The sequence below is a fragment of the Teichococcus oryzae genome (assembly GCF_008386565.1).
GTDB lineage: Bacteria > Pseudomonadota > Alphaproteobacteria > Acetobacterales > Acetobacteraceae > Pseudoroseomonas > Pseudoroseomonas oryzae.
In genome coordinates, this window is the sequence record NZ_VUKA01000008.1 from 22,344 (window position 1) to 42,305 (window position 19,962).

General features: G+C 69.4%; 16 protein-coding genes. 5 read left to right on the plus strand and 11 right to left on the minus strand.

Going from position 1 to position 19,962, the window contains the following annotated elements; all coding sequences use genetic code 11:
• Positions 1–11 precede the first annotated feature (11 nt).
• Positions 12–812: a DeoR/GlpR family DNA-binding transcription regulator gene (locus F0Q34_RS15025; protein WP_149813050.1), complete on the minus strand. Its 801-nt coding sequence runs from the start codon at positions 810–812 to the stop codon at positions 12–14.
• Positions 813–1,278: 466 nt separating this feature from the next.
• On the opposite strand from F0Q34_RS15025, the gene F0Q34_RS15030 reads away from it, so the two are divergent.
• On the plus strand, positions 1,279–1,830 hold the full coding sequence (locus tag F0Q34_RS15030) for a cyclase family protein (RefSeq protein ID WP_149813051.1): 552 nt from the start codon (positions 1,279–1,281) through the stop codon (positions 1,828–1,830).
• Between the two features lie 85 nt (positions 1,831–1,915).
• On the opposite strand, the gene F0Q34_RS15035 is transcribed toward F0Q34_RS15030, so the two are convergent.
• The gene (locus F0Q34_RS15035) at positions 1,916–2,488 is read right to left on the minus strand and encodes an ester cyclase (RefSeq protein WP_149813052.1); all 573 of its coding nucleotides are present in this window, start codon (positions 2,486–2,488) and stop codon (positions 1,916–1,918) included.
• 155 nt (positions 2,489–2,643) lie between these two features.
• Here F0Q34_RS15035 and F0Q34_RS15040 point away from each other — a divergent pair, with 155 nt between their 5' ends.
• A complete protein-coding gene (locus tag F0Q34_RS15040) occupies positions 2,644–5,505 on the plus strand; it encodes a tetratricopeptide repeat protein (protein ID WP_149813053.1) in 2,862 nt (953 codons plus the stop codon).
• A gap of 114 nt (positions 5,506–5,619) precedes the next feature.
• On the opposite strand, the gene F0Q34_RS15045 is transcribed toward F0Q34_RS15040, so the two are convergent.
• From F0Q34_RS15045 to F0Q34_RS15055, 3 genes are all read right to left on the minus strand, one after another.
• On the minus strand, positions 5,620–6,012 hold the full coding sequence (locus F0Q34_RS15045; RefSeq protein WP_149813054.1) for a hypothetical protein: 393 nt from the start codon (positions 6,010–6,012) through the stop codon (positions 5,620–5,622).
• Between the two features lie 113 nt (positions 6,013–6,125).
• Positions 6,126–6,881, minus strand: a complete 756-nt coding sequence (locus F0Q34_RS15050) for a Crp/Fnr family transcriptional regulator (RefSeq protein WP_149813055.1) — start codon at positions 6,879–6,881, stop codon at positions 6,126–6,128.
• A gap of 21 nt (positions 6,882–6,902) precedes the next feature.
• Entirely contained in the window at positions 6,903–8,783 is a 1,881-nt protein-coding gene (locus F0Q34_RS15055; RefSeq protein ID WP_206668043.1) for a hypothetical protein, read from the minus strand.
• A 430-nt stretch (positions 8,784–9,213) separates the two neighbouring features.
• Between F0Q34_RS15055 and F0Q34_RS15060 the strand changes: the two genes are divergently transcribed.
• Both F0Q34_RS15060 and F0Q34_RS15065 read left to right on the plus strand, forming a co-directional pair.
• On the plus strand, positions 9,214–10,518 hold the full coding sequence (locus F0Q34_RS15060; RefSeq protein WP_456316245.1) for a PQQ-dependent sugar dehydrogenase: 1,305 nt from the start codon (positions 9,214–9,216) through the stop codon (positions 10,516–10,518).
• Between the two features lie 57 nt (positions 10,519–10,575).
• On the plus strand, positions 10,576–12,045 hold the full coding sequence (locus F0Q34_RS15065; RefSeq protein ID WP_149813057.1) for an amidase: 1,470 nt from the start codon (positions 10,576–10,578) through the stop codon (positions 12,043–12,045).
• A gap of 81 nt (positions 12,046–12,126) precedes the next feature.
• Here F0Q34_RS15065 and chrA read toward each other — a convergent pair whose 3' ends face one another.
• The 5 genes from chrA to F0Q34_RS15090 all read right to left on the minus strand — a co-directional run bounded on the left by chrA (position 12,127) and on the right by F0Q34_RS15090 (position 16,966).
• On the minus strand, positions 12,127–13,380 hold the full coding sequence (gene chrA, locus F0Q34_RS15070) for a chromate efflux transporter (protein WP_149813058.1): 1,254 nt from the start codon (positions 13,378–13,380) through the stop codon (positions 12,127–12,129).
• 130 nt (positions 13,381–13,510) lie between these two features.
• On the minus strand, positions 13,511–14,824 hold the full coding sequence (locus F0Q34_RS15075; RefSeq protein ID WP_149813059.1) for an arsenic transporter: 1,314 nt from the start codon (positions 14,822–14,824) through the stop codon (positions 13,511–13,513).
• A 145-nt stretch (positions 14,825–14,969) separates the two neighbouring features.
• Positions 14,970–15,347, minus strand: a complete 378-nt coding sequence (arsC, locus tag F0Q34_RS15080; protein ID WP_149813060.1) for an arsenate reductase (glutaredoxin) — start codon at positions 15,345–15,347, stop codon at positions 14,970–14,972.
• Positions 15,344–15,697, minus strand: coding sequence for an ArsR/SmtB family transcription factor (locus tag F0Q34_RS15085; RefSeq protein ID WP_149813061.1), 354 nt, complete (start codon positions 15,695–15,697; stop codon positions 15,344–15,346). The genes arsC and F0Q34_RS15085 overlap by 4 nt, the downstream gene beginning before the upstream one ends.
• 246 nt (positions 15,698–15,943) lie before the next feature.
• A complete protein-coding gene (locus tag F0Q34_RS15090; protein WP_149813062.1) occupies positions 15,944–16,966 on the minus strand; it encodes a CAP domain-containing protein in 1,023 nt (340 codons plus the stop codon).
• Positions 16,967–17,327: 361 nt separating this feature from the next.
• On the opposite strand from F0Q34_RS15090, the gene F0Q34_RS15095 reads away from it, so the two are divergent.
• Positions 17,328–19,523 carry a putative bifunctional diguanylate cyclase/phosphodiesterase gene (locus F0Q34_RS15095; protein ID WP_149813063.1) on the plus strand — a complete coding sequence of 732 codons (2,196 nt, stop codon included), beginning with the start codon at positions 17,328–17,330 and terminating at the stop codon, positions 19,521–19,523.
• On the opposite strand, the gene F0Q34_RS15100 is transcribed toward F0Q34_RS15095, so the two are convergent.
• Complete coding sequence (locus tag F0Q34_RS15100) at positions 19,517–19,945, minus strand: VOC family protein (protein WP_149813064.1); 429 nt, start codon at positions 19,943–19,945, stop codon at positions 19,517–19,519. The genes F0Q34_RS15095 and F0Q34_RS15100 overlap by 7 nt on opposite strands.
• Positions 19,946–19,962 lie beyond the last annotated feature (17 nt).

Genomic DNA, 19,962 nt, shown 5'->3' on the forward strand with positions numbered 1-19,962 from the left:
TGTGTGGCAGGTCAAACATGTTTTTGCATTTCTGAGACAATCAACCGCAGGCCGTGCCGCCCCAGGGCGGCAGCCAGCGGCACCGGCGGGTGGGCTTCCGTCACCAGGTCGGTGATCTGCTCCGGCGGGCAGATCCGTTCCAGAAACACCCGGCCGAACTTGGAGGAATCCACCAGCAGCAGCCGGCGCGGCGCCCGCTCCAGCATGGCGCGCTTCACCCAGGCGGCGCGACTTTCGGCTTCGCAGGGGCCTTCCTCGGTCAGGCCGGAAGCGCCGATCACCGCCATGTCCACATGGAAGCGGCGCAGGAAGGCCGCCGTTTCCGGCCCGTAAAGGCCACGCTCCACCACGCTCAGCTCGCCGGGCGCCACCAGCACCCGCAGCGCCTCGCACGCCCCGGCGGCGAGGGCCGCATCGAGGCTGTTGGTCAGCAAGGTGGCGCGGACGCCGCGCGCCGCCAGGGCACGGGCGAAATGGGTTGTGGTGCTGCCGGCATCCAGCATCACCACCATGCCCTCCTCCACCAGCGCGGCGCCGGCCTGGCCGATGCGGGCACGCTCGGCCACCAGCAGCCGTTCGCGCTCCGACAGGCGCGGCTGGCTGGCCGGGTGGGAAACCGAGGCGCCGCCATAGGTCCGGCGCACCATGCCGCGGGCCGACAAGGTCTCGATGTCGCGCCGCACCGTTTCGGTGGACACGCCGAAATCCTCTGCCAGGGTGCTGATGCGGACCGTGGGATCGGTTGAAAGCGCCTCCAGGATGGCGGCGTGCCGTGCCGCCTTGCCCAGGGCCTGTGTGTTGCGTGGAGCCATGGGTTGCAAGGTGCCACATTGTCGGCCAGCCGCAAGCCGGATCGGCGTGGAGCCGGGGCCTCCAAGCGCCATCCTCGGCCGCTCGCCCGGACGGCGGCGTTCACGTCCCTGGTCCGGCGGGCCGCTTACGCGCATGTGGTGCCGTTGCGCCGCCTGGCTGCCCATGCCCTTCCGTCGCTGGCCGAGCCCTGAACGCCGCGCTTGCCCTGCCCTTCCGCATTCCTCTTGAATGAAGCGAGGCCGGAACAATCGGCTTTTCCAAAAACCGGAGGAATCACCATGAAGCGGATCGGTCGCCTACTTCTCGCGGCAGGGCTTGGCGTTGCCGTTCTCGCCGCGGCGGCGCCTGTCCAGGCGCAGGATGCCGGCATGAAGCGCTGGACGCAGGGAAAAGGCTGGGGCGCATGGCGAGGACAACCATTGGTACAATGGCTTCCGTTCGGACGAATGGACGGGCGATTTCGGCGTGCGCAAGGCCGATGTCACCACCATCCCGCCCATCGTGGCCCGCGGCGTGATGATCGACGTGGCACGGCAGAAGGGGGTGGAGGCTCTGCCCTCCAACTACGAGATCACGGTGGCGGATCTCGAAGCCGCGCTTCAGGCGCAGCGGGTCGATGTCACGCCCAGAACGGTGGTGCTGATCCGCACCGGGACGGCGCGCTTCTGGGGCGAAAGCGGCGCCGACCACGCCACGATCGGCCAGTACGACACGGCGGGGATCGGCCTGGCGGCGGCGCGCTGGCTGGTGGAACAGAAAGGCGCGATGATGGTCGCCTCCGACACGTCCGGCCTGGAATGCCTGCCGCCGCGCCCCGCGGATTCCGAGGCGGTCGGCGGCAGCTTCAACCCCGTGCATGTGTATCTGCTCGTGCAGCAGGGCGTGCATATCGGCGAGTTCCACAATCTTGAGCGGCTCAGCGCCGACCAGGTCTATGAGTTCGCCTATGTCGCCACGACGAACGCGATCCGCGGCACCGTGGCGGGCACGGCCCTGCGGCCCCTCGCGCTGCGCTGAAGCGCATTCCGCCATGCTTGCGGTCCCATGCCCGCCCTTGGGCATGGGACCGCCGGCGATCTTCCCGCCGCTGGAACGCGGCCGGTCAGGACGTTTCGTAGATCAGCGGCGCGCCGTAGACGAGCTTGTCGCGGATGATCCTGCCGCCATGAAGCTGGAAAAGCACGGATGTCTGCATGCGGAAGCGCTGGCCCGTCGGCGGCAGCGTACCGAACGCGCCCGGCAGATCCTTCCGGCCATCGGCCCGGCGATCCGTGCCGCGGAGAAACATCTGCACAACGACGATGTTGTCGCAGGTGATCATGTCCAGGACCTCGATGCGGAGATCCTGCGCCACCATGTGAACCGCGTTGACGCATGTCCTGTAGTCATCCGGCCCGGAGGATTTGATGGGCTTTCCCGCTCGATCGCGCCGGTGGCGGACCGATCCTGGGTTCCGCAGGGTGCTCAGGCCGTCCTCGATCGCGCGGGGAACAAAGGCGGCATTGCCCCGGCTGCGCTCGGCCAGCATGGTGGCGGTGTCCTCGTCGGACCATTCCGTGTTCCAGACGGTGTCGATGAACTGCCCGACAACCTTGACGTTCTCGCTTTCCTCGCGACTTGGCGGGTCCGCCTCAGGTGTCTCGCAAGGATCTGGCAGCGTTCTGCATCCGGCCATTCTCAAGCTCCTTCAACATGAGTTGCGGGGAATGAGGCCTGCTTCTGCGCGTGGAATTTTATTACGTTGTCGGTATATTATGACGTGGCTATGGTGTCTTGTAAGGTTAAATCGAACCTGCCCCGACACGCTGATGAACAGGGACCTGCCGTGGAATGGGCGCCCCCGGTCTTGTCCAGGTCACGCTCCTCTTCACGGATATCGAGGGATCGACACGCCTGTTGCGCAGCGTGGGCGATGAAGCCTATGGCCAGCTCCTCGATGCGCTGGGGTCGTTGTTCCGCAGCATCTACGCGGCGCATCATGGCAGGGTGATCGACACCCAGGGCGATTCCTGCTTCGCGGTGTTCCGGAACGATCCGCTTGACGCAATGGCGGCGGCGGCCAGGTGCCAGCATGCGCTGGCGGGGCAGGCATGGCCCGGCGGCTGCGAGGTGCGGGTCCGGGCCGGAATCCATGTGGGTCATTTCAGGCGGGGCCCGCGCTCGCCGGACGAAACCTATGTGGGCCTCGACGTGCACCGCGCGGCGCGCCTGTGCGAGGCCGGACATGGCGGCCAGATCCTTGTCTCGGACAAGGTGGCCCAGGCGGTGGAAGGACGCCTGCCGCCGGGATTTGGCCTGAAGCCGCTTGGCGAGTTCCAGCTGCGCGACCTGTCGGGCACCGACCGGCTGTTCCAGCTTCTGGCCGAAGGCCTCGCCACGGAGTTCCCGCCCTTGCGGGCGCTCGATGTGCGGCGCTTCAATCTTCCGCTGGAGCGGAGCTCCCTGCTGGGGCGCGAAACGCAGCTGGCGGAACTCCACGACCTTCTTCTGCGGCCGGAGAACGGCCTTGTCAGCCTTGTCGGCCCGGCGGGCGTGGGCAAGACGCGGCTTGCGATCGCCGTCGCGCGGAAGGAAAGCGGCGCGTTCCGTGACGGCGTATGCTTTGTCGCCCTGGCCGCCGTCAGCGATGCGGAGCTGGTTGCTTCCACCATCGTGCGGGCGCTGGGACTGCAGGAATCCGGCGGCATGCCGCTGGAGGAGGTGCTGATCGGCTATCTGCGTGACCGCGGCCTGATGCTTGTTCTCGACAATTTCGAGCATCTTCTGGATGCGGCGCCGCTTGTGGCCGGGCTGCTGGCATCCTGTTCCCAGCTGAAGATCCTGGTGACCAGCCGCGCGGCGCTCCGGCTGCGGGGGGAACATGAATACCCCGTTCCGCCGCTTTCCTTTCCGCCGGCCTTTCCGCCGGCGGAAGGGCTGCCGGACCATGCCGCGTTCCACCGCTATCCGGCGCTCGCGCTGTTCGCGGAGCGGGCCGAGGCGACGGCGTCGCGCTTCGCCATCACCGCGGGCAATTTCTCGGCGGTGGTGGCGATCTGCGCGCGCCTGGATGGCCTGCCCCTCGCCATCGAGCTGGCGGCGGCAAGGGCGAACATTCTTTCGCCTGGCGAGATGCTGGCCCATCTGTCCCGCGATGAGCGGCATGGCTCGCTCGATCTCCTCACCGGCGGCACCCGTGACGCGCCGGAACGCCACCGCACGCTGCGGGGGGCGATCGGCTGGAGCTATGGCCTGCTCCACGCCGAGGACCAGGCGCTGTTCCGGCTGCTCAGCGTTTTTGTCGGCAGCTTCACGGTTGAGGCCGCCGCCGCGATCGCGGCCATGATGCCGGCTGAACGAAGCCCCGGCGCGCAGACCGATCCGGGCGCCCACCCCGGAGGCCTGTCGCGCTTCGCCTTTCTGGATGCCCTGGGATGGCTCGTCGAAAGCAACCTCCTCCAATGCATCGAGGCACCGGGAGCGCAGAAGCGCTTTCAGATGCTGGAAACGATCCGCGAATTCGGGCTGGAGCAACTGGAAGCCCAGGGCGAACTCGACCGCGCCCTGCATTGTCATGCGATCCACTTCCTCCGGATCGCGGAACAGGGCGAGAAGGAGGCCGGCGGCCCGCGTCAGTCGGAATGGCTGGGGCGCCTTGACGAGGAGCACGGCAATTTCCGTGGCGCGCTGGCGCGGTTGTTCGGTGAGGGAGGGGATGCGCCAACCGGCATCAGGATGGCGTGTGCGCTTTGGGTGTTCTGGTTCCGGCGCGCCTATCTCCGCGAAGGCAGCCGCTGGATCCAGATGGCCTGCGCCCTGTGCCCGCCCGACGTGCCGCCGCTCCGCGCCAGGCTGCTGACCTGTGACGGATCGCTGGCCCGCATGCTGGGCGACTTTCCCCGCGCCGAAAAGCTGCTGGAAGAAGCTGCCACGCTCTGGCGCGTCCTTGGGGACAGGGAAGGGCTGGCCTGGGCGCTCAGCCATCTGGGGCTGGTGAAGCAATGGCTGGGCGAACTCGATTCCGGTGTCGAGTTGCTGGAGGAAAGCCTTTCGCTGCGGCTATCCTCCGGCGACAGGCGCGGTATCGCCCGCTCCCTTTTCAACCTCGCTGTGGCCGAGGATTTCCGGTGCCATTACGCCAGGGCGGCGGAGCTCTACCGGAGGACCCTCGATGCGCAGCAGGAACTGGGTGATGTCTGGGGAACCGGCCGGGCCCTCGGCTATCTCGCGAAGGTGGCCCTGCGGGAAGGCGACCATGCCCGCGCGCGGGCGCTTTGCCAGCAGGCCATGGCCCTGAGCCGGCAGGTGGCGGACAAATGGGGCGTCGGGCTGGCCCAGGCAGGGCTGGGAGGCGTTGCCCTGGCGGAAGGACAGCATGCGGCGGCTGCCGCGATGTTCAGCCAAAGCCTCCTGACCTTCCGCGATGTGGGATCGCGGGACCGGATCGCCGAATGTCTGCAGGACCTGTCCTCCCTGTTGCGGCAGGCCGGCAGGGTGGAGCAGGCCGTTCAGCTTTCCGCGGCCGCGGTGGCAGCCCAGCAGGGCGGCACGCTGGCGCTGTGGCCGGCGGTGCGTGCCGAGCAGGAGGCGGAGATGCGGGACGCGCTCTCCATCCTTGGCCCGGAGCGCTTCCAGAAGGCCTGGGCCGAGGGTGGGGCCATGGGCGTGGACGAGGCGGTCGCCATGGCCAGGGAGCTGGGGCACCTTTTGTGACATCCCAGCTCCAGGGCGCCCTTGGCGGGCGGCTGCGCATCCGCCGCCCATTGGTGGCTGGCCTGCTGCCGTCGCGTGCGGCATGCGGGTCAGGTCCGGCGGCGTCCCGCGGTCTCAGCGCCCCGCCCGGTCCGCCGCGCTCGCAGTTTCTACAAGCCCGGCGGGCTGGCGCGAACCCGCCAGAAGCACATCCGGGACCACCGGCGCGGAATAAACGATCTGCTGGTTCTCGCCCTGCCCGGTGATGTTGGTCAGCATGGGGGACTGCATCGCCCTGCCGTCGGAATAGGCGATGCTTCCTCCCTCGCCGCCGGTCACGCTGCGAACCGCCGCCCCGCCCAGCAGGTTGAAGCTGTGGCCTGGACCGTATTCGATAGCGAAGTTCTCGCCCTGGCTCAGCACGGTGATGGCGGGCTGCTGCGCCGAAGCCTGGGAAACGGGCGCGACGGCCACCAACCAGGCGCCGGCGATGCCGAACAGGGCGGAAACGGAACCACGGATCATCATGACACTTCCTCGATTTTTTCGTCGCAGACGTTGATGTCTGCTGAAGGAAGAATTTCATGACGGGAGGCCGGGCGAAGTGCCGAATCGCACAGGACGTGCATCCCCGTGGCCGGTCAGGAAGCTGCCGCGCCCTTGTTCCGGCGGCCGGGCAGGCCCGGCGGCTTCCTGAGCAGGTCGGGGCGCAGGATAACAATGGCGCTGCGCGTGGTTTCGATCATTCCCTGCGCCGCCATGTCGGCCATTTCGCGCGACACCGCTTCCCGCCTGGCGCCGATCAGAATGGCCAGCACCTGGTGCGTCAGCGGCGGGCTGATGATCATCATCTCCATCGATCCCTTGCGGGGGCGGGCGAGGCGGCACAGCGTGAGGGCCAGGCGCTGGCGTATGGGAAGCGTCGCGATTTCCAGCAGGCGCTCCCCGTTTTCCCGCAGCCGCTGCGTCAGAAGACGCAGGAGGTTGAGGCAAAGCGGCGGCGACGCGAACACCGCATCGAGGAAGGCGGAGCCCGTCACGATGCAGAGCCGGGCGGCGGTTCGCGCCGTGACATTGGCCGAACGCGCTTGCCCGTCGATCGCGGAAAGCTCGCCGAAGCAGCCGCCTTCCTGGATCTCGCCGAACAGGAATTCCTTGCCTTCGGAGGTGCGCAGCAGAACCTGCACTGCGCCGCCAAGGATGAAGAACACTTCCCCCGACGGATCGCCGAAATCCAGGATCAGCTCGCCGGGCTTCGCGGTGCGCCAGCGCGCCCCGGCCGCGAGGCGGGCGATGATCCGCGGATCGGCGCCCCGCAACAGGTGGACATCGCGCAGCCCGGCATCGCCATGCCGGGCCTCGCCGTTTCCCGGTTCTGCCGCGATCCCGCCCGTCATCAGGAGCCGCGCGGGGCTGGGTCAGAGTTGCTCAAGAGGCGGCGCTTCCCCTCCGAACCAGTTCTTCTCCAGCAGGCCCCGCGCTTCCGCGGCGCCCGCCGCGTCGCCCCGCGCCTCGGCTGCCTTCAGGAGCCCGGCGGCGGCCCAGCCATTGTTGGGCGACCGCTGGGTGGCCGCGCGGAACGCGGCCTGCGCCTCCTCGGCCCGTCCCGCCGCCAGCAGCGCCGCGCCGAGTGATTGATGCACCGGGTAGTACCAGAAGGGCGGCTCCATATAGGGCAGGCTGTCCTGGATGCCGGCCGCGGCCGCGAACAGGTCGGCCGCCCTGGCATGGTCGCCCGCCTGCTGCGCCATGCGCGCCTGGATGATGTGCTGCGCGATGGCGAGAACATCGGGCCCCGGCACCCCGCCTGCGGGAAGGGCCTGGATGTCGGGGGTCGCGATCATTTCCCCGATGGCCTTCGCTTCGGCCTGTGCTTCCGCGGCATGTCCCTGGCGCGCGAATGCGACCCCGCGCGCATAATGCCAATGCGCCAGCACGTAGGGGAAGTGGCTGCCGGGGCTGGGCAATGCGAGAACGGCATCGGGCTGCGAGAAGCGCGCATGCGCGACAAAGGGTGCCGCCGCGATGGGCTGCGTCCAGGGCACTTCCCGCTGCGCGCGTTCGGAAACCAGGGCGGCGAGCTTTCCCGCGGCGGATATGGCGGTGCCGCCATCGCCGCCCATCATGGCCGAGGCCAGGATGAAGTGCACGTTGTGGGCGTAATAGCCTTCATTGTAGAGAAGGCTGCTGCCGTCATGCCGCAGCATCGCCTCATCGGCGGCGGCGGCGCGGAGATTGGCATCCAGGCTGTCCCGCCACCGGCCCAGCCGGTACCAGATATGGCTCGGCATATGCACCAGATGCCCCGCGCCGGGCATCAGCGCCGCCAGCCGCGCCGCGTGCGAAGCGGCGCGCTCGGGCTTGTCCGAGGCCTCCACCGCATGGATGTAGAGATGGATCGCGCCGGGATGGTCGGGCTTCGCCGCCAGCGCGCCCAGCTGCCGCGTGCCCAGCACGCCTTCCAGCAGGGCCAGCATGCGTTCCGTCGCGCCCTTGGGCGATTGCCCGCCATCGGCCCAGTAATCCCATGGGCTCAGATTCATCAAGGCGTCGGCGGTGAGCAGGGCAATGTCCGGGTCCTCGGGGAAGCGCGCCTGGAGGGCTTCCATCGCATCGGCATAGGCCTGGTCCAGGGCCTTGCGGTCGGCCGACGGATCGGCGGAGTAGCGCCGTGCCAGGGCATCGATCATGGCCGTGTGGATCGCGCTTCCCCATGGGGACAGGCGTTGCGCTTCCTCCAGCACGATCAGGGCGCGCCGGTTGGCATCGGCATCCATCGGATAGTTGATGTGCGGGCCGAGAACCCAGGCCTCGCCCCAGAAGCACATGGCGCAGGACGGGTCCAGCGCCTGCGCCACGCGGAAGGCGCGGGCCGCTTCCGCATGGTTGAAGGCCCAGCCCAACCGGTAGCCCTGGTCGAAATAGTCCTGCGCCTCCGGGTTCGCCGTGCCGGCGGGATAGGTCAGACGCCCAAGCGTCGGGAGCAGGGGCGGGCGGGCCTCGCTGCGGGGCGCGGCGGCGCCATGCGGCAGGTCGCGCGCATAGATGCCGATCTCGCTGCGGGCCGGCTGCCCGGATGGCGGGGCTTGTTGCAGCTGTTGCGATGGCTCGGGCTGCCGTGGCGCCTGGGCGAGGACTGGGCCATGGCCGGCATGCCGTTCCCGCTGTTCCAGGGCGTGCAGCAGGCGCGCCCGCGGGCTGTCATGGCCCCCTAGCGGGCAGGCCAGCGCATCGCCGGCCAGGAGGCCGGCGCTGGCGGTCGCGGCAAGGAAGAATGCGCGCGAGGCAGGTCGCCGCATGGAGCGGCAGGATTCCTGTGCCATGAGAATGGACCTTCAGGCTTGCAGCAATTGCACCGCACCCAAGGCTGGCGCTGGAGGGGGACCGGGTTCAGCGTTGCCCGCAACGTATCGTGCATGTGGCATCCGGTGCTCTCACGGCACCGAAAAGCTGCGCGCGGGGCACTCTCCCCTGTTGGCCCTTGCAGTGTCGGTCATGGCCTGGGGCACGCGACCCGCGCAGCCTACACGAGCTTCAGGGCGCCTGCCAGGGAAGAATGATCCGGCATCAAACCGAAAGCCGTGTGGCGTCCTTCATTCATGGGGAGGGGCGCCCCGCTCCGGCCCGTTCCCCGCAGGTGGCGCCATGGCTGCGTTCCGACATGGCCGATTTCCAGCCATGGGCGCGTCGGCTAGCGTGCGCGCGTCCAGGAGGAGCAGGGTCTTGAGCGTGTCAGGTATTTTTGCGCGGATCGTGGCGCTGGTCGGCGCGGCAACGGTGGTGTCGCGGCGGATGGCCGGGGGCACGCCGGAGCCCGCTTGGGGCAGCGCGCCGGCCATTCCGCCGGCCAAGCCGCAGGGCAGCATTCCCACCCTGAAGATGCCGACGGCCACGGGATGGAGCGGCGGGCGGAAGCCGGTCGCGGCGCCCGGGCTGAAGGTCAACGCCTTCGCCGCCGGCCTGCAGCATCCCCGCTGGATCCATGTGCTGCCCAATGGTGACGTGCTGGTCGCCGAGGCCTCCAGCGTGCCCCGGCGCGCCAGGTCGATCTTCGACTATGCCATGGTCAGCACCATGAAGCGCGCGGCCGCGATGGGCGTCAGCGCCAACCGGATCACCCTGCTGCGCGACGCCGATGGCGATGGCGTGGCGGAGATCCGGGAGGTGTTCCTGGAAGGGCTGAACCAGCCCTTCGGCATGGCCCTGGTGGGCGACACCTTCTATGTCGGCAACACGGATGGCGTGGTGGCCTTCCCCTATGAGGAAGGGGCGACCCGCATCACCGCGCCGGGGCGGAAGCTGGTGGAGTTCAAGCCGGGCGGGCACTGGACCCGCAGCCTGCTGGTCAGTCCCGACGGGCGGAAGCTTTACGCGGGTGTCGGCTCCCTCAGCAACATCGGCGATCAGGGGATGGAGGCCGAGGAAGGGCGCGCCGCCATCCATGAGCTGGACCTCGCCACCGGCCGGAGCCGCATCTTCGCCGATGGCCTGCGCAACGCCGTGGGCATGGCGTGGGAGCCGCGCAGCGGCGCTCTCTGGACGGTGGTCAATGAGCGGGACGGGCTGGGCGACGAAACGCCGCCGGACTACCTCACCTCCGTGCGGGATGGCGGCTTCTATGGCTGGCCCTACTGCTACTGGGGGCAGACCGTGGATGACCGGGTGCCGCAGGACCCGGCCGCCGTGGCGCGGGCGATCACCCCGGACTACGCGCTGGGCGGGCACACCGCGTCGCTGGGGCTTTGCTGGCTGCCGGCCGGCACGCTGCCCGGCTTCCCCGAGGGCATGGCCATCGGCCAGCACGGTTCCTGGAACCGCAGCACGCTGAGCGGCTACAAGCTGATCTTCGTGCCTTTCGCCGATGGCCGCCCGGACGGGCCGCCGCGCGACATCCTGTCCGGCTTCCTGTCACCGGATGAGCGGGCATCCTATGGGCGTCCGGTGGGCGTGACGCTTGGCCCCGATGGCGCCGTGCTGATGGCCGACGATGTGGGCGACGTGATCTGGCGTGTCACCGGCGATCGGGCGGCCTGAGCGGCGGGGCGGCCTTTGCATCTGTTGCAGGGGCCGGCGCGATGGCAAGCTCGGCCCATGCATGACGATCTGATCCGCCTGACGGCGACCGAAGCCGTCACCCGCCTGCGCCGCCGCGAGGTGTCGCCGCTCGAGCTCATTGATGCGGCGGAAGCGCGCATCGCGGCGGTCGAGCCGGAGGTGAACGCCCTGCCCACCCTTTGCCTCGACCGCGCGCGCGACCATGCGAAGCGGCTGATGGCGGGGCAGGGGGAAGAGCTTGCGGACCAGGTCGGATGGCTGGCCGGGCTGCCGGTGACCATCAAGGACCTGACGGATGTGGCCGGCGTCCGCACCACCTATGGCTCGCCCATCTTCAAGGACCATGTCCCGCAGGAGTCGCACCCGCTGGTGCGGCGCATCGAGGCGCATGGCGGCGTGGTCATCGCCAAGTCCAACACGCCGGAATTCGGCGCTGGCGGCTCCACCTTCAACGAGGTGTTCGGCCGCACCCGCAACCCCTGGAACACCGCGCTGACCTGCGGCGGCAGCACGGGCGGCGGCGCCGTGGCGCTGGCGACCGGCGAGGCCTGGCTGTCCCATGGCAGCGACCATGGCGGCAGCCTGCGCCGGCCCGCCACCTATTGCGGGGTGGTGGGGCTGCGCCCTTCGCCCGGGCGGGTGACGCGGGGGACGGTGAACAACCTGTTCTCCCCGCTGTCGGTGGAAGGCCCGATGGCGCGGAACGTGCCGGACCTGGCGCTGTTCCTCGACACCATGGCGGGATGGTGCCCGCTCGACCCGCTGACCTATGACGCGCCGGCCCGCTCCTATGCCGCGGCCGTGGCGGCGGCCGAGGCCGAGCGCCCGAAGCGCATCGCCTTCACCGCCGATTTCAACGGCCAGCTTCCCGTGGACCGGGAAACCCGCGAACTCTGCGCGGAGGCCGTGCGCGCCTTCGAGGCGATGGGCTGCGTGGTGGAGGAGTTCGCGCCCGATCTCGGCGAACTGGGCGAGGCCTTCCTGATCCTGCGCAGCCAGTCCTTCGTGGTGGACCGTGAAGCGCAACTCGCGACGCATCGCGATCTTCTCAAGCCCGACATCATCTGGAACACCGAGCGCGGCCTAGCGGCGACGCCGAGCCAGCTCGCCTGGGCCGATCGCGAGCGCGCCGCCTTCTACCGCCGCATGGCCGCGCTGTTCACGCGCTATGACGTCTTCATCACGCCGGGCGCGACCACGCCGGCCTTTGACGTGATGCTGCGCAACCCGGACAGCATCGCCGGCGTGAAGCTCGAGAACTACATGGCCGGCTCGATGATCAACGCCGCCATTACCCTGGCGGGATGCCCGGCCGTGGCGGTTCCCTGCGGCTTCGACCAGCATGGCCGCCCTGTCGGGCTGCAGGTGGTGGCGCCGCCCCGGCGGGACGAGGTCGCGCTCCAGGCGGCCGCGCTGTTCGAGCGGGCAAGCGGCCTCAGCCTGAAGGTGCCGATCGACCCGCGGCCCGGCAGCGTGCCGCCGGCGGAGCCGCCCGCCGCCGCGTGATGCGCCCCATGGGCACGGCCGGCACAGAGTGGCCGGCCGTGGCCCTGGCTCCGAAGATCGCAGGAGGCACGCCCCTGGCGGTCATCCGGCGCCCGCGAGGGTGGCCACGGCCGTTCCGGCCAGCATCGTCGATGCCACGACCAGCCAGGCGGGAAGCCGCCACAGCACCAGGGCGCCGAAGGCCAGCAGCACCACGGCGAAGTCGAGGCCCGACCGCACCGACGAGGTCCAGATCGGATCGTACAGCGCCGCCAGCAGGATGCCGACCACGGCCGCGTTGACGCCCGCCAGGGCGGCCCGCGCCGCCGGGCGCCGGCGCAGCGCATCCCAGAAGGGCAGCGCGCCATACATCAGCAGAAGGCCGGGCAGGGACACGCCCAGCAGGGCCAGCAGGCCGCCGGCGATCCCGTTGGGCCAGAGCGACTGGGCGGCGCCCAGAAACGCCGCGAAGGTGAAAAGCGGGCCGGGAAGGGCCTGCGCCACGCCATAGCCGGCCAGGAAGCCATCGGCGGAAATCCAGCCGGGCGGCACCATGGCGCGCTCCAGCAAGGGCAGAACAACATGGCCGCCGCCAAACACCAGGGAACCGGCCCGGTAGAAGGCTTCCGCCGTGGCGACGGCATGGGAGCCGGTCAGCGCGGCCAGCAGCGGCAATCCGGCGAGAAAAACCGGAAACGCGACAAGCGCGGCGGTGGCGGCGGCCCGAGGCACCCGGACAGGCAGGACGGCATCGCTTTCCGGCCGGTGGCCGGTATCCCGATACAAGGCCAGCCCGATGGCCGCCCCGAACAGGATCACCGCCATCTGCGCCCAGGCAAAGGGCAGCGCCAGAAGGATTGCGGTGGTCGACAGGGCCAGGGTGGCCCTGGCGCGTTCGGGACACAGGCTGGCCGCCATGCCCCACACCGCCTGCGCCACCACTGCCACGGCGACAAGCTTCAGGCCATGCACGAGGCCCGAGCCCAGCCCGCCAGTCAGCGCATCCACGCCATAGGCGGCCAGCAGCATGATGATGGCCGATGGCAGGGTGAAGCCCAGCCAGGCCGCCAGGCCCCCGGGCAGGCCGCCCTTCAGCACACCCAGCGCGAAGCCGACCTGGCTGCTGGCGGGCCCCGGAAGAAACTGGCCGAGTGCCACGAGGTCGGCATAGCCCTTCTCGTCGACCCAACGCCGCCGGGCGACGAATTCTTCCCGGAAATAGCCGAGATGCGCGACCGGCCCGCCGAAGGAGGTGAGCCCGAGGCGCAGGAACACCAGCAGGATCTCCATGAATGCCACCTCGCGCGGGGCATCCGCCGGGTCCGGCGTGGCGGGGGAAAGCAGGGGTGCTTGCATCGGGATGCTAGGGCCTTGTTCTGTGCGCCGCGGGGGGCGGTCATGCCGTCCGCTTTCCGCGAACCATGGGGCGAACCATGGCGCGGACGCGCGAACCGGCCCAGTGACGGTTGCGTTGCCGCCGCCCCTGTCACGGCATGGCCACCACCGGCAGCCACAGCACCAGCGCGGCCAGCACCACGAGCAGCACGGGCGGGGTGATGACCAGCCCGACCTTCATGTACTGCCCCCAGGTGATGGTGGTGCCCTTGCTGGCCAGGACATGCAGCCAGAGCAGGGTGGCGAGGCTGCCGATCGGCGTGAATTTGGGACCGAGGTCGCAGCCGATCACGTTGGCATAGATCATGGCTTCGCGGATGGCGGGCGGGATGCCCTGCGCCTGCTCGATCGCCAGGGCGCCGATCAGCACGCCCGGCAGGTTGTTCATCACCGAGGACAGCAGCGCCGCCCCGAAGCCGGTGCCGATGGTGGCCACCCAGGGGCCATGGCCGGCGAGCCAGACCAGCGCCTGCTCCAGATGGTCGGTGAGCCCCGCATTCCGCAGGCCATAGACCACGAGATACATGCCGAGCGAGAAGATGACGATCTGCCAGGGCGCCCCGGCCAGCACCAGGCGGACCGGAACAACCCCGCCCCGGCCGCCCCGGTGCCAGCGCCCGGCGAGCGCCAGCAGGACCAGCGCCGCGGCGCCCGTCACGGCCGCCACCGGCACGCCGAGGGGCGCCAGGACAAAATAGGCCAGCAACAGGACCGCCAGCAGCGGGAAGGCCGCGCGGAACACCAGGTGGTCCCGGATCGCCGCCCGCGGCTCCTCAAGCTGGTGGAGGGAGTAGCCCGCCGGAATCTGGCGGCCGTAATAGGCCCACAGCACGCCCAGCGTCGCCGCCAGCGCCACCAGGTTCACCGGCACCATCACCGCGGCATAGCGGTTGAAGGTGATGCCGAAGTAGTTGGCCGAGACGATGTTCACCAGGTTGGAGATGACCAGCGGCAGGCTGGTGGTATCCGCGACGAAGCCCGTGGCGACGATGAAGGCCAGCGTGGCGCCGGCCGGGAAGTCCAGCCGCAGCAGGATGGCCATGACGATGGGTGTCAGCAGCATGGCCGCGCCGTCATTGGCGAAGAAGGCGGCGATCACCGCGCCCAGCAGAACAACCAGCGGGAACAGCCGCCGCCCCTTTCCGCCGCCCCATCGCGCCACATGCAGCGCCGCCCACTGGAAGAACCCCGCCTCATCCAGCAGCAGCGAGATGATGATGAGGCCGATGAAGGTGAAGGTCGCGTCCCAGACGATCCCCCAGACCACCGGCACATCCGCCCAGCCGATGACCCCGCTCAGCAGGGCGAGGGTGGCGCCGCCCATGGCGGACCAGCCGATGCCGAAGCCGCGCGGCTGCCAGATGACAAGGATGAGGGTGGCGAGGAAGATGGCCAGGGCCAGCATGTCGGCGTGGTCTTTCGGGCGGCGGGCGCGGTGCGGCTTCGCAGCCAGGGAATGGCGGCGCGGGCGGAGGTGAGGGAATGGAAGGCGGGCTGCGCTCAGGCCGCGTGGTGGCGGCGCCCACCATCGGCTGCCCCGCCACGCTTCGTCATGATGGCTGCTGTTGCGGGGCGGGCAGGATGTCCAGCACCGTCTCGGGCGGCCTGCACAGCCTCGCCCCGAGCGGCGTCACCACGATTGGGCGGTTGATGAGGACGGGATGCGCCATCATGGCGTCGAGCAGCTGGTCGTCGCCCAGGGCCGGGTTGTCGAGGCCCAGCTCCGCATAGGGCGTGCCCTTCTGGCGCAGCAGGCCGCGAGGGCCGATGCCCATGCGCCCAAGGAGGCCGGCGAGTTCCTCCCGCGATGGCGGCGCCTTCAGGTATTCGACGATGCGTGGCTCGATGCCCGCATCGCGGATCATCGCCAATGTGTTGCGCGACGTGCCGCAGGCCGGATTGTGATAGATCAAGACATCAACCGTCATTGGACAGCCTTTCCGGTCGGGCGGCAGGGCGTAGGGGCGGCGATCGGACGCGCGCAAGGGTCGGCATGCCCGTCGCGGCCTTCCTTGGCGGGAAACAGCATCATTCCGCGCAGGCGGTCCAGGTCGGCCCGATAAAGGACGGAATGGTCCAGCCGCGCCGGGCGCAGCAGCCCGGCGCGGCTGGGTGCGGCCAGATGCGTGGAAAGGGTGTTCTGGGGCATATCGAGCCGGCGGGCGATTTTTCCGGCGGGCAGGCCATCCGCTCCGTGCCGCGCCAGCAGGCGGAAGGTTTCCGGACGCGTTGCCTGCGACACGGCGCCAAAGCAGGCCAGGGCGGCGTCCTTTTCCATGGATCGAGCTTGATGGATATGACTGCCGCGTCAAGCCTCGTGCCGTGGCGCGAGGAGCGGGGAAACGCAGGCGGCCGTAGACGGCGCCCCTTCCCGCTCCGGCCGGGAAAGCGGCCTTGCCCGGATTGGCTCGTGCCGGTGGCGATGGCCCGCATCGCGCCACCGGCCAACACGGCCTGATGGATGATGGCGATAACAGGAAAGGTTGGCGCGGCCGGCCGCAACCGGCGGCCGCGCCTGGTTGGCTCAGATGAACCAGCCATCCGTTTCGAGCGCCTCGGAAGCATTCGGGCGGCCGAAATTCTCGGTCACGAAGATGGCGGGGCGGCCATTGTAGTCGCCCTGCTCCAGGCCGATGCCGATCTCGGTGAATTTCGAGCTCAGGATGTTCGCCCGGTGACCGGAGGAATTCATCAGGTTGGCATGCAGCTGCTCGACATCCGCCTCATCGAGCGTGGCGGCGCGCGAGCCGCCGATATAGGCGATGTTTTCCCCCGTGGCGGTCCAGCCATAGCCGGCATCGGTCACCCGCTCGGACGGGCTGCTGCCGTTCGCGCCCCTGTGGGAGAACACGTCCTGCGCCACCATCCATTCGCTGTGCTGGCCCGCCGCCTCGACCAGCTCGGCATCGAAGGAGAAGGGCTTGAGGCCGGCATCGGCGCGGGAAGCATTCACCAGCTTCAGGAAATAGGTTTCCAGGGCCGTGACGCCGGCGTGCGACTCGACCGGAGTCGGGGCAGGGGCAGGGGCAGGCGCCGGGGTAGGCGCGGGCGTCGGGACCGGGCTGGGCACGACGGCGCCGAGGCTGTCCGGCTCCGCCGCCTCGGAAGCATTCGGGCGGCCGAAATTCTCGGTCACGAAGATGGCCGGGCGGCCCTTGTAGTCGCCCTGAGTGAGGCCGATACCTACTTCGGTGAAGTTCGGGTTCAGCAGGTTGGCCCGATGGCCCGAGGAGTTCATCAGGTTGGTATGGAGTTGCTGGACGTCCGACTCATCGAGCGTGGCGGCGCGCGAGCCACCAATATAGGCGATGTTCTCGCCCCAGGCGGTTGCGCCATAGCCGGCGGCCTTCATGCGGTCACCCGCCGAGCTGCCATTCGCACCGGTATGCGAGAACACGTCCTTCGCCACCATCCAGTCACTGTGCTGGCCTGCCGAATAGAGCAATTCCCCATCGAAAGACAAAGGCTTAACGCCCGCCTTAGAGCGGGAGTCATTGATGAGTCCAAGGAAGTATGATTCGAGGGATGTCGGCAGTTCGTTTGGCATTGGCTTTAGCCCCGTAGGTCGTTTCTCGTGGGCATCCAGTGCAATATTTGCGACTAGAAGCTGGCTGCCACGTCTATCCTCGCGAAACCGAGAGGACAAGCCTGCTTCTGTTAAGCACGCGGTCGCGCAGGAGCCTGCCCGCTACTGAACATTCACCCGCCTGCCAGGATTCTGCGGCGGCGCCGGATGGTTCCGGATGCCCCCGAAAGGCAGGCTGTCCCAAGGGGATCGGCGCCCCCGCGCCTGATCTTTCCCATGCGCGTTTGTGCAGGATCCGCATGCCGCGGCACCAATCCGGGCCGATATTATCTTTTCGGTAACCATGGCGGGGCGAAATGGCGGCGTCCCGAGGGAACCCGCCATGCCCAGAACCCCGAGTTTCTGTTCCCTGGCCGGCGCTGCCGTTGCGATCGGCGGCGCGTGGCCGCCCGCCACGGGTTTCGCCGCCGCGCATCCCGGCGCGGATGCCGGGCCGTCGGCCTTTGACGCCCTGTTCAACAGCGACACCGCGGGCTTCGCCGTGCTGGACATGGCCACCGGGTGCTTCCAGCGCGTGAACCGCCGCTTCTGCGAGATGACCGGGCGCAGGGCCGAGGACCTGCTCAGCGGCATGAGCCCCTCCCATGTGGTGCATCCGGATGACCAGGCCGCGGACCGGGCCTTGTGGCGGGACGGCGCGCGCACCGGCCGCTTCCGCGAGGCGGAGAAGCGCTACCTGCACCCGGATGGCCGGGTGGTCTGGGCGCGGCTGAGCGTCGCGATCCTGGCGCGGCACCCGGATGGGCGGCCGGCGCGGTGCGTCGCCATTGTCCAGGATGTCACGGCCGGCCATGAGGCGATGGCAAGGCAGCATGCCAGCGAAAGCCTGCTGCGCCTGACGCTGGAAGTCGGCCGCATCGGCAGCTTCCAGCACGACTTCGCCTCCGGCCGCGTGCAATGCGGCGCCGAGACCCGCGCCATGTACGGCCTGCCGCCAGGGAACGAGGTGATCACCGCCGCCGAATGGTTCGGGCCGGTGCTGCGGGAGGACCGCGTGCGCCTGGAGGAGCTGAGCCGGATCGCCATCGGCAACCGCGCCCCGGGCCTGACCGTGGACTACCGGATCCGCCGCCCGGATGGCGAGATGCGCCATTTCGAGGCCCGGCTCCGCTTCGCCTATGACCAGAGGGGGCGCGCCGCCGGCGTCACCGGCGCCATCATCGACGTCACCGACCAGCGGGAAGCGGAAGCGCGCATCGCCTATATCGCCCATCATGACGCGCTGACCGGCCTGCCCAACCGCGCGCTGTTCCGCAACCGCCTGGAGGACAGCATCGCCCGCGCCCAGCGCGGCGAAGGCTTCGCCGTGCACTGCCTCGACCTGGACCGCTTCAAGGAAGTGAATGACAGCCTGGGGCACTCGCTGGGCGATGCGCTGCTGCGCGCAGTGGCCGGGCGGCTGCGGGAGGAACTGCGCGAGATCGACACCGTTGCCCGCCTGGGTGGCGACGAATTCGCCATCATCCAGTCCCGGGTGCGGCAGCCGGCGGAGGCCACCAGGCTGGCCCGCCGCCTGATCGAGGTGATGTCGCAGCCCTTTGAGCTGGAGGGTCATCAGGTGGTGATCGGCACGAGCCTCGGCATCTCCCTCGCGCCGGCGGATGGGGAGGGAGCCGACACGCTGCTGAAGAACGGCGACATGGCGCTGTACCGCGCCAAGGCCGATGGCCGCGGCCGGCTCTGCTTCTTCGAGCCGGAGATGGATGCGCGGATGCAGGCCCGGCGCCGGCTGGAGATGGACCTGCGCCGCGCCCTGGTGGCGCGCGAATTCGAGTTGTTCTTCCAGCCCATCGTGGAGGTCCGCTCCCGCCGCGTCACCGGGCTGGAGGCGCTGCTGCGCTGGAACCATCCGCAGCAGGGCCTGGTGCCGCCGGACCATTTCATTCCCCTGGCCGAGGAGATCGGGCTGATCATCCCGCTGGGCGAGTGGGTGCTGGAGCAGGCCTGCGCCCACGCCGCGCGGTGGCCCGGCGACACCACCATCGCGGTCAACCTGTCGCCGGCGCAATTCGCCAGCCGCGGCCTGGTGGATGCCGTGGCACGGGCGCTGGCGGCGGCGGGCCTGGATCCGGGCCGGCTGGAGCTGGAGATCACGGAAACGGTGATGCTGCAGGACACGGACGCGACCCTGACCACGCTGCACCGGTTGAAGGCCCTTGGCGTGCGCATCGCCATGGATGATTTCGGCACCGGCTATTCATCACTGAGCTATCTGCAGCGCTTCCCCTTCGACAAGGTCAAGATCGACCGCTGCTTCACCCGCGACCTGGGCCAGACCCAGCAGAGCGATGCCATCATCCGCGCGGTGGCCGGGCTGTGCCAGGGGCTCGACATGCGCACCACGGCCGAAGGGGTGGAAACCGAGGAACAGTTCCGGGCCCTCGCCCGCAAGGGCTGCGCCGAGGCCCAGGGCTACCTGTTCAGCCGACCCTGCCCGGCGGGCGAGATCCCGGAGATGCTGGCGCGGCTCAGCCTGGCCGCCTGCGCGGCCGAGGCGGGGATGCTGGGCGCTCAGTAGTTCTTCCAGAGCCCGGGCGTCGCCAACTCCACTAGATGGCCGTCCGGGTCGCGGAAATACAGGCTGCGGCTGCCCTTCGGCCAATCGACCCGCCCTTCCAGAGGCACGCCATGCGCCGCCAGCCGCTCGGCCCAGGCATCCAGATGCTCCGCCGCCACGGCCAGGGCGTAATGCAGCCGGCCCTGGCCGTCATGGCCAGGGATGGTGCCGCCGGGCAGATGGGCCGGCGCATCGGTGGTGCCCTGCCGGAACAACAGCAGCACGCTGCCCGGCGCGGCGGGATAGGCGGCCAGCCGGCCATCCACGAACATCGGCCGCAGTCCCATCACCCCCTCATAGAAGCGGCGCGCGCGGTCGAGGTCCTCGACGTAAAGGCCGGTTTCCAGAACACCGCCCAGCGGTGGCGCCACGGCTTCGTTCATTCTCGCTTCCTTCCGCG